The following is a 15801-nucleotide window of genomic DNA, read 5'->3' as shown; positions in this document are numbered from 1 at the left end:
TATTTTCGTGAGAATGAGGTAACCAATTCCACCAACTCTATTTGGATTACTTGGATTGACCAAGAAAAAGACAGTGGCCTACTCTATAGTGCACGTTTGGTTAGTGATCACGATTTCACGAAAGATGACATGATTAAACTCGCAAATGCAATGCTTGCAAATGAAGAAAATACATATACCAATCAGGAAGCGGCGTATCATCCAAATGAAACAGATGTCGTGTTAAAAAATGATAATGCACTGGAGAATGTAGAGATACTCGAAGGCTTTATGGCCATAGCCGGAGAGAACAATGAAAGTCATATCAGAGTGGTCAAAAAGGTCTTAGGCCAGGGTGTGATTATTTATGATTTGCAATCCAGATATGATCAAAATGCTGATCAAGGTTGGATAGAAGTGACACCAGATCTCACTCACTATATACCACTCGAAAATGAAGTGCCCGATGTATTTAATAATGCTCCACAGCAGTGTGCGAATTTGTCGAAGGATGTAGAAGAAGGATATTATAAATTATACGAGTGCTATACAAATTGGGAATACCGATTACTTCCGATTGTTAGGGATAGTGATACCTAATGGAAGAGTGTGCTCCTTTTGAAGAGTTTATTGTAGTAATGGGGCAGTTTAGCCATTCGTTCGAATATACCTTGAAGATGTTTGTCTATCCTATAAAAATGCGGGTTGAGGGGGTGGGGAAAAATCAGGTGTTTATTTTAACTTCAATTTCCCCGCATAATTGAGATTATGAAGCAACTTAATGATTCATCTACTCCGACCAAAATCCGAAGGGAATTAGGTTTTGATTGGGATGTAATGTCCTTTTATTAAGAAGAAAAGCTCAAACATGCATTAAAAATTCCTAATAGCGGTAAGACAGTTGGTGTCCGTTTAGACTACTTTATAAAGGTAGAGATTCCTAACTATGACTTGAGGGAATCATTAGTGAACATAAAGATATGCAGGTAAATATGATGCACAGTGTCCTTATAAATATGGAATAGAGATTGCTAATTTAATTCCAAACGCAACATTTACAACTTTTGAACAAAGTAATCATAATCCTTTCGTGGAAGAAGAAGATAAATTTATAGAGTTTGTTAAGTCAACTTTATAGTATATTCTATTATTCAGCTAAATGGCAGGATTGTTGAACAAGAGAAGGTGAGTTTTTATATCGCATTTGAACAATAAAACGAAGCATTTTTAATAAGAAACGCTCATCATTATCGACTAATTAAAAGCCACCTCATTTCAATTTTTGATGAGATGGCTACTGTTTATATTTGATTGATGTATTATATAGAATTATTGTGACTGAATAATATGGTCATTAACAAATGCTTTTATGAAAAATAATTCATTATCATTAGGTTCCCTTTTATTTTCTGCCTTAAAGGACTCTATCGCATTTTCTAGTGAGGTGGACTTTACAACTTGACTTGCTGTTGTTAGCTCTTCCCAATATATATTCATTTCATTTAAATCACAGATAGATTCATGACCAAGTAGGAACATTTTCGCATCATATTTTTGAATGTCTTTAATCATAGGCAATAACAATGATTGCTTGTAATGAAATAAAGAATTTGTGGTTGTACCATATGCACAATCACCTAAAAAAACAACTTTTTCATCAGGGATATAAATGATAGTAGAGTCATCTGTATGAGTACTTTTGATACTTTCGAGAATACAAATTTTATTACCTAAATCAATAGTTAATGTGTTTTCAAAGATTACATCTGGAGATTTTAACTTAAAACTGTCCCTGTTTGGCATATCAGTTTGTATAATCTTCATACACATAGCACTCATCTGATTAGTAGTCACATACTTTTGTAGTGAACAATCGTCATAGGACAAACTTTGCCATTCTTTTATCATTTCGTTTGTTTGACTATTAACTATAACAGTAGCATCAAATTCATTCATTCCTAGGAAATGATCCCAATGTGCATGGGTAATAACAACATATTTAACTGGTGGTACATTTAGGTTCTCGATTTCTAATAGAAAGTCCTGAGCATGCTGAGGAGAATTACCAGAATCTATTATTAGACTAGATCGGTCACCACATATCAGTCCTAATGTTGGTCGTTCTCTATCATCTTGATTAGATAAATAATAAATAGTATCACTTAATTTATTTAACATGTTATTTTTCCTCTTTTCTATATATTCATTCTATGAAAGAGAAAATCTACATGCTTATTCTAAAGTTATTAAAATAATTTAAGATTTTCTCTTATTACCTTTTTACCATTGGACTAGTACCTCCTTGTTTCACTAAGGAAAAGTATAACATAATCCAAACTATATATTAAGAATTTTCTAAATATTAATTTTGCTTATTTCAGTTATTTATAGTTCGCAGTTCGAACATTATTTGTAACAGAAGTGAAGGTTCAACTAAGGGGTGCAATAGTAAACAAGGCGGTCATCAAAACGAGCGTCTTTTTTCTTCTGTTTTATTTGAATATTGTGTAGATTAATGAAAATTTAATAGTATAATAAAGATAAAAAGAGGGGATTTATTGTGGGATTTTTGTTGTTTATTATCCTTATGATTTCAATAATCTTATTAGAAAAAATATTAAATATATTACTTGGTGTAGAAAAGAAAAAGGTTTCGGAAACCTCCGGTAAGAGTATTGACCGATGGGGAAGAGGCATTATCTTAGTTGTTGGTTTATCCGCCCTACCGTTTGTTGTTACAATGGATGTGAATATTATTAAGTGGTATTGGATAGCTTATTTTGTACTATTGTGGGGATTTCAATCTTTTTTAGAGTGGAAATACTTGAAGGAATCAAAACAATATGTCACTACACTTATTTATCTGATATTATATGTAATTCTTATGTATAATATTGAGTATTTTATTTCACTATTTGGTTGGAGTTAGTTTTACCGAACTAATAAGATATTGTGAAATATTGTACTTAAACAAACTGGTGCAATTCATAAAGAAGGATAAGTACCCTATTTTGTTGAATTTATTAAATATCGGTCCTGGTTTGAATTAGAACTAATAGAAAAGGATGGGATATATTAATGGAGAAGTGGAAAATGTTAGATTCGGAGTATTTATACAAGACACCGTTTGGGAATTTAAGAAAGGATAAATGTGAGCTGCCAAATGGTTTGGTCATAAATGATTATTATGTAAATGAATACTCAGATTGGGTAAATGCAATTGTTATAACAAAAGAAAATAAGGTTGTTCTTGTTGAGCAATACCGCTATGCTGGAGGGGATTTCTTTTTAGAAATTCCTGCTGGGAAAATAGAGGAAAATGAATCTTATGAGGAAGGGTTACTTAGAGAATTAAGAGAAGAAACGGGATTTACATCAAGGAAAACACCTATAAAATTAGGCGAGTTTATGGTCAATCCTGCCACTCAAACTAATAAAGTGATTACCTATCTAATAGTAGATGCTTATAAGGAATTCGAACAAGATTTAGATGATACCGAAGATATAGAAGTACATTTGGTTGACTTCAATGATATGGGCAGAGCATTAAAGAAAAATCAATTAAAAACACAACTTTTTACAACATATGCTTATTATATGGCTAAAGATTTTTTTGCTGAAAAGTTGCTTCATAATAAATAATCAACTTAAAGGATTGTAATTATATACTGGGAAGATCTATGGGCAAACGAGCAATGTCATATTTTATTTTAGGGGCAGGTTTGTGGAAAAAGGTATTAGCAAATCTTTTGACGAAAATATAAAGAGATTAGTAAAAATGCTTAACTTGTAAGTGTTAAAGGAGGAAAAATATTGAAACAAACTTTACTGATAATTGATGCTCAACAGGACTTAATGGAAGGAAATAATATAGAACCAGGGGTTTTTGAGAAAGAAAAAATCGTTAATAACATTAATACTGTAATTGAAAAAGCAATAAATGAAAGTAACTCCATAGTTTTTATGAGAGATTTAGATGTTTCGAATGGAGAAGGAACTGGATTCCAGATACATAAGGATATTAAAGTACCATCCACTGCTTTCATATTTGATAAATCTGCTACAAATTCGTTTTATGGCACTCCTTTACAAGAACATTTAAGTAGAAACAATGTAGAGCACCTTATAATAATGGGATGTAAAACGGAACATTGTATTGATACAGCTGTTAGAACGGCAACAATCAATCATTTTGATGTAACATTAGTCGGAGATGGTCATTCTACTTCTGATTCCACAAACTTAACTGCACAACAAATAATTCTTCATCACAACGAAACCCTTCACGGTCATTATAATGTAGACAATTTTTCAATCGTTAGGAATTCTAATGAAGATTTGTTTAAACCTGAACACAATAGATATCGATAATAACCATATTCAACAAAATGGTCCTTATCTTAAAGAAGGATAAGCACCATTTCTTGTTGAATTTATTAAAGGACAGGATTGTTGAATCAGGATATACCTTAAACCAAAGGGGAAATTGTACAAATGGAGTTTAGAACAAGTGATGGGTTAGAATTATATTACGATAAGAGTGGAAAAGGAGTTCCTTGTGTTTATCTTCACGGAGGACCAGGTTATTGGAGTAAATCATTTCAACATTATTCACAACAACTTTTAGAGGATAAATTGGAAATGGTATATTTGGATCAAAGAGGATGTGGACGTTCTGAAAACAGCCCTGCACAAGATTATTCTTTAAGTAGGATAATAGCTGATATTGAAGAACTAAGGATATTCTTAGGGGTAAATGAATGGTATGTTATGGGACACTCATTTGGCGGAATACTTGCAGTCAACTATGCCGAACGTTACCCTGAAGGGACAAAAGGGATAATATTATCAAACGTAACACTTAATATGATCGATTCTTTTGGACATCAAATTAATAAAGGGTCAAATGTTATAGGAATAGAAGTTAGAGATTTATCTACCAATAATATAAGTTCATTTATTGATTCATATTTTTCTATTCTCACGCAATTGCTTGATAAAGAAACGTATTTTAAATTTCAATATATGGATTTGGATAATAAAAAGAGTGTAGATTTAATTGACCAATACGGATTAAATAGTGATCCAATATTCCAACAATACGTGTTCTCTTCAGAGGAATACTTCCAAGACTTCACCTTGTTATCAAAGGATATCCTTAAACCGGTATTAATTATTGCAGGAGACTATGATGATGCTGTTGGTCCAAAACATCATCAATTGTTTAACTTTCCAAATTCTAAAACAAGAGTCATAAATGGTGGCCATCACCCTTACATTGAAAACCAATTAGAATTCAAGGATGCTATCTTGAACTTTGTTAAAGAATGATTTCTTATAGTGCTAACGGGACTGGTTAGTTGAAGAAGATTAACGAGGGGATATTAATGAAAATGAATGAAAAAACATATCTAAGTATAGAAGAGATTATTTCATTACCAACCTTATCAGATACAAATATAAGTGATAATGGTAAAAACGTAGCATTTGTCAAGAAGACAGCTAACTGGAAAGACAATAAATATGTGAATCATGTATGGATATATGAAAAAGATAAGGGGCAGTGTTATCCATTAACAACTAGGGATATAGATAGTACATACCCATTATGGTCTCCAGATTCTAGAGATATCGCATACCTTAGCCCGGTTGGTGAAGGGAATATTAAGAAAAATCAGATCTTTGTTAAGTCCATAGATGGTTATAGTGGGGTTCAAATTACTGATGAGAAAGACGGGGTCAGTAAATTTAAATGGGAGCCTACTGGCAAGGGTTTCTATTATGTTGCCCAGTCAGAAGAATCTGAGGCGATAAAGAATCGTAAGGAACTATATGGAGATTTCCATCATATAGGTAAGGATTACCGGAATAATTGTTTATATTACATTGAAATAGATAAAGTGATACAAAATGATAAACATGAACACCCGGAAAATCCTGATAGTGCTGATAAGGATAAAGATGAGCACAAAAATAACGTTGTTTATCAACTAACTGATGGTAAAGATTTTCATATCCATGAATTTGATATTTCAAATGATGGGAAAAAGGTTGTATTTATGGCTGCACCAAGCCCAAATATGGGTGATTTTGTTAATGGGGACCTATACATACTAAATATTAAAGCTGGAGAGCTACAAAAGATGAATATTGATAAGTTGTTGGGAGGGAATGTTTGCTTTTCTCCTGAAGGCAGCAAAATATGTTACTCAGCAAGTATAAGGGAGAAGGATTACTATAAGACCCATATACAAGATAGTACACTAGAGATATATGATATTAAAAATGGAGAGCTAATTCAACCTTTAATAGATTTTGATAGTACGGTTATTCCATTACGGTGGACAGCTAAAGGGATTTTAATTAGATGGCAGAATAAAACTAATTATCTTATTGGGTTGTTATCTGAGAATGGCACTGTGGAAATGTTAAGCGAAAAAGTAGATTGCTTCATAATGGATGCTTCTATAACAAGGGATGGGAATCATATTTCCTATAATAAGGCTATAACAAATGAAACCATTGAAGTCTATTTAGACGATAAAAAAGTTACGAATGAAAATAGCTTTTTCAAAGGAAAGTTTAAAAGTAACAGGGAAATAATCTCATGGCAAAGTAGAGATGGTCTTGAAATAGAGGGAGTTTTATCAACCCCAGTAGATTTTGACGTAAATAAAAAATATCCCTTATTAGTTGTAATCCATGGTGGACCGGCTTGGGCATCCTTTCCAATATTTTCAGACTGTTTTAATGAGAAATATCCTATTGAACAGTTTATCGAAAAAGGCTTTATAGTTTTAGAACCAAACTACAGGGGAAGTTCCGGTTATGGTAATGAATTCTTAAAAGCAAACTATAGAAAACTGGGAATTGCCGACTACGATGATGTCATTTCTGGAGTTGATATACTAGTTGACAAAGGGATTGCAGATAAAGATAGAGTAGGGGTTATGGGATGGAGCAACGGGGGATATATATCAGCTTTCTGTTCTACATTTAGTAGTAGATTTAAAGCTATTTCAGTTGGAGGTGGTATTACTAATTGGAGTACCCATTATGTAAATACAGATATGCCTTACTTTATTAGGATGTATTTAGGAGATGATCCATGGAATGATCCAGAGATATATACTAAAACATCACCAATGACATATATTAAATCAGCCTGTACTCCCACTTTAATCCAACATGGAGAAAAGGATGCAAGAATTCCAACTTCAAATGCATATGAGCTATATCAAGGATTAAGGGATATGGGAATTGATACAGAATTAATTATATTTAAAGGAATGGCATATAGTTCTGACCAGCCAGGAATTAATATGGCTATCATGAAGCAGAATTTGATGTGGTTTTCACACTACATTCTTGGAGAAAGTATGAAAGATTTTTAGGGTTTTAATTAATAAATGGATATCCGATATATAAGAATAATACATTCTTCATAAAGGAACCGAGCATTATTTTTCACTCAGTCCTTTTTCTTTTGTCCGATACCTTTCCAATAAGACTTTCAGTTGTTATTTTAATATACAAATCCACAGGGTTTCCAATCTTTATTCAAATTGTTCCCTAACTCTATAACCGGTACGATATTGCTACATTCAAGATTTAATTCAGTTTTTATTCAATCGTCTATTCAATGGAAAATCCTACAAGTTCAGGCTGAATCCAATGGTGATTCAGCCTGTTTTTCTTTGCCTAATATTCCTTCAAGTAGGTATGGTGAATCCAATATTAACTTGGCAATTATGGTGATTTAAACATTTTGAATATATGGTAAAATGAATATAGGCTATAGATATTGTGAAATAATGTAACTAAACTATCTGGCAGTTTAGTGGAGGAAGGAGCCGTTATATCCTAATCATTTTTACATACCTTTTTGAAGTATTTTTAATCCTTGTATTGAGGGAATTTCCTTTTCATTTTAAAGATAAGAAAAAAGCTCTCGATAAGAGCTTCAAACTGCCAAAAATCCCTGGATAGCTTTTACAGTGAATTTTCTAACATTAACTCTTTCTAAAGCTTAAAAGTTTTGCTACTAAATTTTGACAAACCTCATTACGTTGATTTAAAGTTTCACACTCAACAAATAGAAGAGCTTGGTTCGGTTTTGATTTAGAAGGTTTGATCTCTTTAATTGTACTCTTTACATATAAAACATCATTTGGGCGAGTTGGCTGTGGCCATTTAATCTCTCCACCAGCTCCAATGACCCCATGAGCAAAAGGCAGACTATCTGTCACTAATTTCATAGTAATCGCTGCAGTATGCCAACCACTAGCAGCTAATCCTTTGAAAAAAGTATCTTCCGCTAGATTCTCATCACAATGGAAAACTTGGGGATCAAACTCACGAGCAAACCTTTTTATTTTGTCTGCACTTAAATGATATTTTTCACTGATAAAAGTATCACCCACATTTAAATCGTCAAGATAAAGTACTTGTTTATTCATCATTATTCCTCCATATTTTTAATGTTGTTGATTAGATGAATCAAATCTATCGTGATCGACATATCTAGATTGTTAATTTCTAAACTCTATTTTTGTGCCTCATACCATTAGAACTACCTTTTAGAATCATACATGTACTTGTTGAATGTGCTACAATGCTTCCTTTTTGTATCATATATATGACACTCAACTAACCCCGTTGTACGGCCTTTTTTAATAATGTTACCTTCAGCCCGAAGTTTCCCTTCCCAAATTGGTTTAAGGAAATTTATTTTAATTTCCACTGTTGTAAATATTTCATCCTCAGCTAGTGTACTCATGAAAGAAAATTCCATAGCTATATCAGATAGGTCACAGAGTATTCCTCCATGTTATGTTCCCATCGGATTGTGAAACATTTCTGAGGCTTCCATATCCATTACAGCCCTACCTTCTTCCAAATCTATTAGGTCTATTCCAAGTAATTGAGCTATGGGTGGAAGGGCTTTCTCTCCAGTCATCATCATTTTAAGGTTTTCTAAATGATTCACTAAAATCAACCTCCATTATTAGTAGAGTATAAAAACTAGATAAACTTTATCTTCAAAACTTAGCTATTCATTGCTACTTCTTCCGTTGATTGACTTGAACTAGGCTTTTTGATAATCACTACAAATAGACTTGCCAAAAGGCAGAAGCCTCCTGCTGAAAGAAATGCCAAAGTGTACGTGTCAAAAAATCTATAAATTAATCCCCCTCCATAAGCAGCTGCTGCAGCACCAGCCTGATGAGAGGCAAAAATCCAGCCATAAATAATACCACTTTTCTTTATACCAAAAGTTTGTCTTGCAATATTAATCGTTGGAGGTACAGTTGCAATCCAATCCAACCCGTAAAATATAGTAAAAATAGCTAATAATACAAATGACCCTTCCATTAATGCATAGGGAAGTAAAACTAAAGAAGCTCCCCTTAAACTGTAGTACCAAAATAATAGCCAGCCTGATAATGTTGTACCTACTAAGTTAAAGATCCCCATAAAAGAGAGAATCGAGGCTGCTGTAACTAAAGGTACTCCAAAACCAATACAATAAGAAATAAAATGGGTTCCAATTAAACCATTTGTGGAAAACCCGCATATAAAGAAACTTCCAGCTAACAACCAAAAGGTCTTGGCCTTCACTGCACTACGTAATCCATTAAAGGCTAAGATAATCGGATTTTCTTTTGAGTTTTCAATCGTCTCTTGCTGCTTATCTTCCTCAAGTCCGTAAGGCAAAATGCCAGCCTCTTTTGGTGTGTTTTTCATAAATAAAAAAATAATACTAAGCATAATGAGGCTTAAAATGATAATTAGGCCCATTGCAAATTGCCAAGAATAATTTTCGATGATTGAAGCCAAGATGGGTAAGAGAATTAATTGGCCTGTGGCTGTACTAGCGGTCAATATTCCTACTGCCAGTCCCCTTCTTTTTGCAAACCAATGATTCGCTACATAAGGACTTACAACCGTTAAAAAAAGACTAGAACCCAGTCCGATAATGATTCCCCAAATGATAATCAAATGCCACGATTGATTCATGATTAAAGTTAATACACTACCTGTGAACAATGTAGCCATGGAGATTAGCATCATCTTTTTCATTCCTAATACTTCTAATAATGCAGCCATAAATGGTCCGGAAATCCCATATAAAAAGAGGCTAATAGCAAAGGCTAATGCTATAACAGAACGGTCCCAACCAAATTCATTTGCAAAGGGATCAATGAACACTCCTGATGAAGATATGACTATTCCAGCTACAATAATCGAGAAGAAAGTAATGGAAAGGATAATCCAACTATAATGAATCCGTTTCATATTTATCCACACTCGCAATCTGAGGTTTTTACGAAAATTCAGTTAATTAAAACATAATTAAGAACTTTTGTAGACAAATTGAATACCCTCCTTTAAAATGAAATATATGTATATACATATATTTGATGCTTTATAAATAAAAATTACTATTTTCTGTTTCTAAAACCATGTATGTATATACATATATTATGGTATTAATGAATGAGTTGTTTGTCAAGATAAAGTTTTCGAACAATAATGGGCTAGCTTTCATAAAGAAGTAATGGTTTCTACGAATGCATGATAAAGGGGGCTTACTAAATGAATAATAAATACGATGAATTGGATTATATTATACAATTTTGTTCCTGTGCCAACATTAGAAAAGCAGCAAGAACGGTCACTCAAGCGTTTGAAAAGCAAATGCAATCTACTGGTTTAAAAGTCACACAATACTATATGTTAGTCAACATAGCACGTCATAAAGAAATAACAGTTAGTGAGCTAGGAGAAATTATGCTACTTGAACAATCTACCGCTACTCGGAATATAAATATCCTGAAAAATAATGGATATGTTAGCATAACTAAGGCTAAAGATGATTTAAGAACAAAATATATTTCAATAACTGATTTAGGTCTTGAGAAATTAGAGGAAGCAACACCGATATGGTTAAATATACAAACAAAAATTGAAGATAATTTGGGAAAAGATAAATTTAATGATTTGATTAAATCACTAAATATCTTGCAAGAATCTATTGAATAAATATTTTAATTTTACTTTTATAATAAAGGTTGTTTTTATAAAAGAGAAGGAGTGCATGCCTAGATGGATGAAGAAAATATTTTTCAGCAAATGAATTTTATTAGGAAAATTTACATTAATAGAAATTGTTTATCCATAAATAAAAATATTGGGGGATTTAGACTTATCAAAAGTTTTTAGTTCATAACATTTTAATTAACTTTATTAGGAGGTATTCTAATTGACAACTTTAAAAGAGCAGATTGTTGGTGTTTGGTCACTCGTATCCTTTAAAGATCGAGATGACAAGGGAAACACCGTTTATCCATTAGGTAAAGATGCAACGGGGTTTATCATGTACCATCCAGAAGGGTATATGTCTGCTCAACTGATGAAGCAAGGGCGTCCACATTATCAGTCAGGGCATATGCTTACAGGGACGACTGAAGAAATGGCTGAGGCAGCACATGGTTATTTGGCTTATGGGGGAAAATTTCATGTTAATGAAGAAGAGCGTACGCTAACCCACCATATGGAGGTAAGTATGAATCCAACCTGGCTAGGGCAGCAGCAACCACGAATAGCTTCAATTGAAGGGGATATACTAACTATTCATAACGGCTTGAATCCAATTCAAAAGTTGGTCTGGAAACGTGTTAAAGCTTATCAATTTTAATTTGGTGGATGAAGTATGAGTAAAGAATAGGAACGTACTGTCATTTGAAATAAATAATTCTTCAATAAACGGACGCTTTTATTTAATAAGAAGGCGTCCTTTGATGTACAACACATTTATGGTATTGGATTTATTGAGGTGTAAAAAAGATTGTGAAGTATTATACTTAAAGTATAGGGTGCTTTAACACAACAAGGAGATCGTCTAAATGGCGGTCTTTTATTCTATATGGCAGGTTAGTGAAATAAGAGTTAAAACTGGAATGAAGGAGGATGAACAATGACCGATATAGAGATTTTAAATGCTACTGAAGTTAAGAAAAATAATAAAGGCACTGTTTCACTGATTTTTGGTATTCTTTCAATTGTTACTTCTTTCGTCGGTGTCGGGTTCATACTTGGAATTAGTGGACTAATTTTTGGTGTCATTGGATTAAAGCAAATTAAACGTTATAAACAAAACGGAAAAAGAATGGCAGTAATAGGTTTGTTTTGCTGTTTAGTAGGTATTTTCCTTACAGTGATATTTTCTATAACTGCTGGAAACGCACTCTTCAGTTAACTGGTGCAATTCTTAAAGAAGGAGCAGCACCTTTTTTGTCGAATTTAGAATAGGGGCAGAGTCGAAGAAGTTTAAAAAAGTGAGGAGGTATTGGTTTGGATTCGATTAAAAAAGCATACGGCTACGTAACCAGGAAAAAGAATGGTAAAACGCAAGTATTGGTTTTTCAACATCCGATTCCTGAAGCTGGAATACAAATACCTAAAGGTACAGTGAACGATCAAGAAGATACTTATAATGCAGTTATTAGAGAAATTGAAGAAGAAACAGGATTGAAGAATTTTGTAGTTGAGAATTTAATTGTAGAAGATAATTGGAAAAATGATGATGGTGCTATACATAATAGATTTTTTTACAGGATAAATGTATCGGATGCTCCAGATGAGTGGAATTACCAGCCAGCAGGTGGAGAAGATGAAGAAGAACTAACATTCCATTATTTTTGGATATCATCAAAGGATGAAGTTGAACTTATACGAGGTCACGGATATTACCTACACCACGTCTTTATTTAAAGGAGGGTGATGTAGTATGCTTCGAAAGATAATGTTGTTAGGGATATTTTTGATAATGCTTTCAGCTTGTAGTTCTAATACCTTTACTTTTAATGGAGAAACAAATAATTGGTCTGCCTCATTTAAGGTTACTCAACACAGTAACGACTACGAAGACCAAGAACTTAAATTGGAATATAAAGGCGACGATGTTAGTGCAGTTGGAGATATAACTTTTGAAGTGAATACAAATGCTGGAGGATTCAGTCGCAGTGGGAATACTTTAAGCGAAAATGGTCTCCTAATTATTGATAATCAGGCAAACCCAACGAATGCCAAAATTATGGAAAACTCCGAAGTAGAAGTAACAGTAGAGTGGAATGATAACACTGAAACGATTATATTAACTAACGACTATTAGATATTCAACTAAAGGGTGCGTTACTTGAAGATCCTGCTGGCTGAACAGGCAGCTTTTCCTTATTGAACTATATGGCAGAATAGTTTAATAAGATTTATTAGATATAGCTAAATTTAAGGGGGGATATTAAAATGGACAAAGATAAAGAAACTCCTGAAGTAAGAAGAGAAAAAATGAGGCAAGAAGAATTAAAAAATCCTTCAAGTAGTATCCACTGAAGTAATCTTGCGGATTTAGCCGGTGGATTAGGTTGGAAAGGTACTGGAATACTTATTCTCGTAATAATTGTTGGTGGTGTTTATTTTTTGTTGAAATTTAATCCACCATTGGAGATTGGCACTATTGCTTCAAGTGGAGATAATAAATCAGTTGTTATTGGTATTGGTAATGATGGCTTTCGTGAAGTACAAATATTAGATGTTTCGGTAAATATTAATGAAAAGCCTTTAGAAACAAAATTACAAGTTAGTAATGCGTTACAAGGTTTCATCATAACGGATAATTATAACAGTGAAGAAGCAAAAAAATATGGTTTTACCAATATAGATGAAGTAGCCATAAAAACAGGAACTTCACCTTCTTCTAATTATGAAAAATTAGATGATGGAACTGCTTCAAAAGACGATGAAATTTATGGGGTTAGTGTTATTCATAATAAAGAAATTAATAATGTTCATATAAAATATAGTCATTTTGGAATAACATTTAATGATACTGTGTATCTCAATAATTATTGAGATATAAGGGGTTTTAAAAGACCTCAGCATTTTCAAGTAACTGGTGCGATACATCAAGAAGAAGCATCCTTTAAGTAAATATAAGTGTTAAGTTTTAAAGTTATCGTAATACACTACTGAATAGGAGAATATAACTTTATGATTTTACATACAGAGGTAACTGGAAAAGGGGAAGCATTTGTATTTCTCCATACGGGCTTACAAACAGGGATAACGGAGCTTAATGTGCAAAAGGAATATTTTAAACAAAATTATCAGGTGATATTACCAGATTTACGTGGTCATGGTAAATCTACATCGAATGACCTAACTAATTACTTTCAAGATTGTGCAAGGGATTTACTTGAAACACTTGAAACATTAGGTATTCAATCTGCTCACTTTGCTGGGTGTTCGTTAGGTGCACTGGTTGCTCTAGTGTTTGCTAAAAATCACCCAGAAAAAGTCAGAATTTTAACGTTATCTGGCATTATTCCAGAAAAACCGACCGATTGGGAAGAAATAAATAAGGAAGACGCAGAAAATATAGCGAAAATGTTAGAAAACCCAGAAACAGCAGCTTATTTTGATGATATACATGAAGGGGACTGGAGGGAATTACTTCGTTCCACACAAGATGTAGATTGGTATCCATTTGACGAGACAGCTGATCTGTCGGTGCTCAACATGCCTGTATTATTTTTAGTAGGTGAACAAAACGCAGATGAAACCATTGGAACCATTACTTATCCTAAAATGAATAGAAATATTCATGTGTCAATCATTCCTTTTGCAGGTCATGTTGTGCATCTTGAACAGCCGGAAATTTATAATAAAATTGTTGAGGGATTTTTATTAAAAACAGAATCACTAGTGTAAAAAGATAGCATCTTGTTCCATTAATGTAATACATGAAGATGGGTTGAGTTTATCAATAAACGTACTAAAAGTAACTGGTGCAAGAGTTGATAAGGTAATCAGTATTTGATTGCCTATTCTTTCGCTAATAATGTTAGGAATATTATGTTAATTTTAAATGAAAAGCTATTGATCTATCTGGCAGAAGAGTTCAACAAGGGGTTGAAATAAACCCAATTATATAGGGGCTGGGATTAATAATTATGAAATTATATGGAGATTTCACGAAAAAAGATTGGTTGAAAGCATTTCAAGTTGAAGAAGGCCAAATCCCTGCTTCCTTTGTAGTTCACGGAGAATGGGAGCACGACTATAACTTAGAATTTTGGAATCAAATACTGAATGACGAAGTATGGCTACCTAAATGGAATACAGTAATTGGTAAATATAATGGCACCAATCTAGGTTTTGCAAATGTATTTGGTGGTCCTATGGCGGCTACCATCGTACATCAATTTGGTGTAGCAGGAACTAATTTATTTATTCAAACTGGTTATTATGGTGGATTATCACACAATGTGAAATATGGGGATATTTTTATTGTTACGGAAGCTGGAATGCAAGATGGCGTTTCGCATTGGTATCTTCCTAATCAAGAGGTAGTTAAGGCGGATGAAAAGATAGTAAATGCAGCAATAGATTATTGTGAAAAGAAGGGGTATAGCTATTCAACTGGAAGTGTTATTTCTACAAGTGCAATGCTATTAGAAACAGTTGATATGGTAAAAAATTGGTCTCAAAACGGTTATTCAGGCGTTGATATGGAAACTGCAACCACTTTAGCAATAGCTAAGAAATTTGATAAAAAGGCAATAGGTTTATTAAACTTATCGGATCATTTAATTCAAGGTGACACAATTTATTCCTATACAAAAGATAGAGAAGAATTAGAACTGGAAACGGATGAGAAAATTAGGAATGTAGCATTATACCTCTCAGAAAATTATGCTAAGTTTACTAAATGACCCTTGTTTCATTAACTGGTGCAAGAGGTGAACTAGTAAGATCACC

General features: G+C 33.1%; 18 protein-coding genes and 3 pseudogenes. 16 read left to right on the top strand and 5 right to left on the bottom strand.

Annotated features, from left to right (window positions below; all coding sequences use genetic code 11):
- Window positions 1-579: pseudogene (locus MN204_RS19085) on the top strand (hypothetical protein); the annotation flags it as partial.
- Window positions 580-720: 141 nt separating this feature from the next.
- Window positions 721-1117: pseudogene (locus tag MN204_RS19080) on the top strand (alpha/beta fold hydrolase); the annotation flags it as partial.
- Window positions 1118-1308: 191 nt separating this feature from the next.
- On the opposite strand, the gene MN204_RS19075 reads toward MN204_RS19080, so the two are convergent.
- Window positions 1309-2157, bottom strand: a complete 849-nt coding sequence (locus MN204_RS19075) for an MBL fold metallo-hydrolase (protein WP_249872680.1) — start codon at window positions 2155-2157, stop codon at window positions 1309-1311.
- A gap of 382 nt (window positions 2158-2539) precedes the next feature.
- On the opposite strand from MN204_RS19075, the gene MN204_RS19070 reads away from it, so the two are divergent.
- The 5 genes from MN204_RS19070 (at window position 2540) to MN204_RS19050 (ending at window position 7373) form a co-directional block, all read left to right on the top strand.
- Window positions 2540-2908 carry a DUF4181 domain-containing protein gene (locus MN204_RS19070; RefSeq protein ID WP_249872679.1) on the top strand — a complete coding sequence of 123 codons (369 nt, stop codon included), beginning with the start codon at window positions 2540-2542 and terminating at the stop codon, window positions 2906-2908.
- Window positions 2909-3057: 149 nt separating this feature from the next.
- The gene (locus MN204_RS19065; protein ID WP_249872678.1) at window positions 3058-3621 is read left to right on the top strand and encodes an NUDIX hydrolase; all 564 of its coding nucleotides are present in this window, start codon (window positions 3058-3060) and stop codon (window positions 3619-3621) included.
- Window positions 3622-3792: 171 nt separating this feature from the next.
- A complete protein-coding gene (locus MN204_RS19060) occupies window positions 3793-4350 on the top strand; it encodes an isochorismatase family protein (RefSeq protein ID WP_249872677.1) in 558 nt (185 codons plus the stop codon).
- Between the two features lie 123 nt (window positions 4351-4473).
- Window positions 4474-5310, top strand: coding sequence for an alpha/beta fold hydrolase (locus tag MN204_RS19055; protein WP_249872676.1), 837 nt, complete (start codon window positions 4474-4476; stop codon window positions 5308-5310).
- A gap of 56 nt (window positions 5311-5366) precedes the next feature.
- Entirely contained in the window at window positions 5367-7373 is a 2007-nt protein-coding gene (locus MN204_RS19050; protein ID WP_249872675.1) for a S9 family peptidase, read from the top strand.
- Window positions 7374-7991: 618 nt separating this feature from the next.
- Here the strand turns inward: MN204_RS19050 and MN204_RS19045 are convergent.
- The 4 genes from MN204_RS19045 to MN204_RS19030 form a co-directional block, all read right to left on the bottom strand.
- Window positions 7992-8438: a MaoC family dehydratase gene (locus MN204_RS19045; RefSeq protein ID WP_249872674.1), complete on the bottom strand. Its 447-nt coding sequence runs from the start codon at window positions 8436-8438 to the stop codon at window positions 7992-7994.
- A 113-nt stretch (window positions 8439-8551) separates the two neighbouring features.
- Window positions 8552-8758 (bottom strand): PaaI family thioesterase, encoded by a 207-nt coding sequence (locus MN204_RS19040; protein ID WP_249872673.1) that lies wholly within the window; start codon window positions 8756-8758, stop codon window positions 8552-8554.
- A gap of 51 nt (window positions 8759-8809) precedes the next feature.
- A complete protein-coding gene (locus MN204_RS19035; RefSeq protein WP_249872672.1) occupies window positions 8810-8968 on the bottom strand; it encodes a hypothetical protein in 159 nt (52 codons plus the stop codon).
- A gap of 59 nt (window positions 8969-9027) precedes the next feature.
- Window positions 9028-10278, bottom strand: coding sequence for an MFS transporter (locus tag MN204_RS19030; RefSeq protein ID WP_249872671.1), 1251 nt, complete (start codon window positions 10276-10278; stop codon window positions 9028-9030).
- A 300-nt stretch (window positions 10279-10578) separates the two neighbouring features.
- On the opposite strand from MN204_RS19030, the gene MN204_RS19025 reads away from it, so the two are divergent.
- From MN204_RS19025 to MN204_RS18985, 9 genes and pseudogenes are all read left to right on the top strand, one after another.
- Complete coding sequence (locus MN204_RS19025) at window positions 10579-11025, top strand: MarR family winged helix-turn-helix transcriptional regulator (protein ID WP_249872670.1); 447 nt, start codon at window positions 10579-10581, stop codon at window positions 11023-11025.
- A 220-nt stretch (window positions 11026-11245) separates the two neighbouring features.
- Complete coding sequence (locus tag MN204_RS19020) at window positions 11246-11680, top strand: lipocalin-like domain-containing protein (RefSeq protein ID WP_249872669.1); 435 nt, start codon at window positions 11246-11248, stop codon at window positions 11678-11680.
- A gap of 279 nt (window positions 11681-11959) precedes the next feature.
- Window positions 11960-12241 (top strand): DUF4190 domain-containing protein, encoded by a 282-nt coding sequence (locus MN204_RS19015; protein ID WP_249872668.1) that lies wholly within the window; start codon window positions 11960-11962, stop codon window positions 12239-12241.
- Window positions 12242-12336: 95 nt separating this feature from the next.
- Window positions 12337-12756: an NUDIX hydrolase gene (locus tag MN204_RS19010; protein ID WP_249872667.1), complete on the top strand. Its 420-nt coding sequence runs from the start codon at window positions 12337-12339 to the stop codon at window positions 12754-12756.
- 16 nt (window positions 12757-12772) lie between these two features.
- On the top strand, window positions 12773-13156 hold the full coding sequence (locus MN204_RS19005) for a hypothetical protein (RefSeq protein WP_249872666.1): 384 nt from the start codon (window positions 12773-12775) through the stop codon (window positions 13154-13156).
- Window positions 13157-13287: 131 nt separating this feature from the next.
- A pseudogene (locus MN204_RS19000) lies at window positions 13288-13467 on the top strand (DUF6366 family protein); the annotation flags it as partial.
- Complete coding sequence (locus MN204_RS18995) at window positions 13462-13893, top strand: hypothetical protein (RefSeq protein WP_249872685.1); 432 nt, start codon at window positions 13462-13464, stop codon at window positions 13891-13893. The pseudogene MN204_RS19000 and the gene MN204_RS18995, both read left to right, overlap by 6 nt.
- A 138-nt stretch (window positions 13894-14031) precedes the next feature.
- Window positions 14032-14751, top strand: coding sequence for an alpha/beta fold hydrolase (locus MN204_RS18990; protein ID WP_249872665.1), 720 nt, complete (start codon window positions 14032-14034; stop codon window positions 14749-14751).
- A 242-nt stretch (window positions 14752-14993) separates the two neighbouring features.
- Window positions 14994-15755 carry a nucleoside phosphorylase gene (locus tag MN204_RS18985; protein ID WP_249872664.1) on the top strand — a complete coding sequence of 254 codons (762 nt, stop codon included), beginning with the start codon at window positions 14994-14996 and terminating at the stop codon, window positions 15753-15755.
- Window positions 15756-15801 lie beyond the last annotated feature (46 nt).

This window comes from Oceanobacillus saliphilus (genome assembly GCF_023522835.1).
Lineage (GTDB): Bacteria > Bacillota > Bacilli > Bacillales > Amphibacillaceae > Oceanobacillus > Oceanobacillus saliphilus.
Note: the sequence above shows the minus strand (reverse complement) of the source record. Positions and strands in the feature narration are given on the sequence as shown.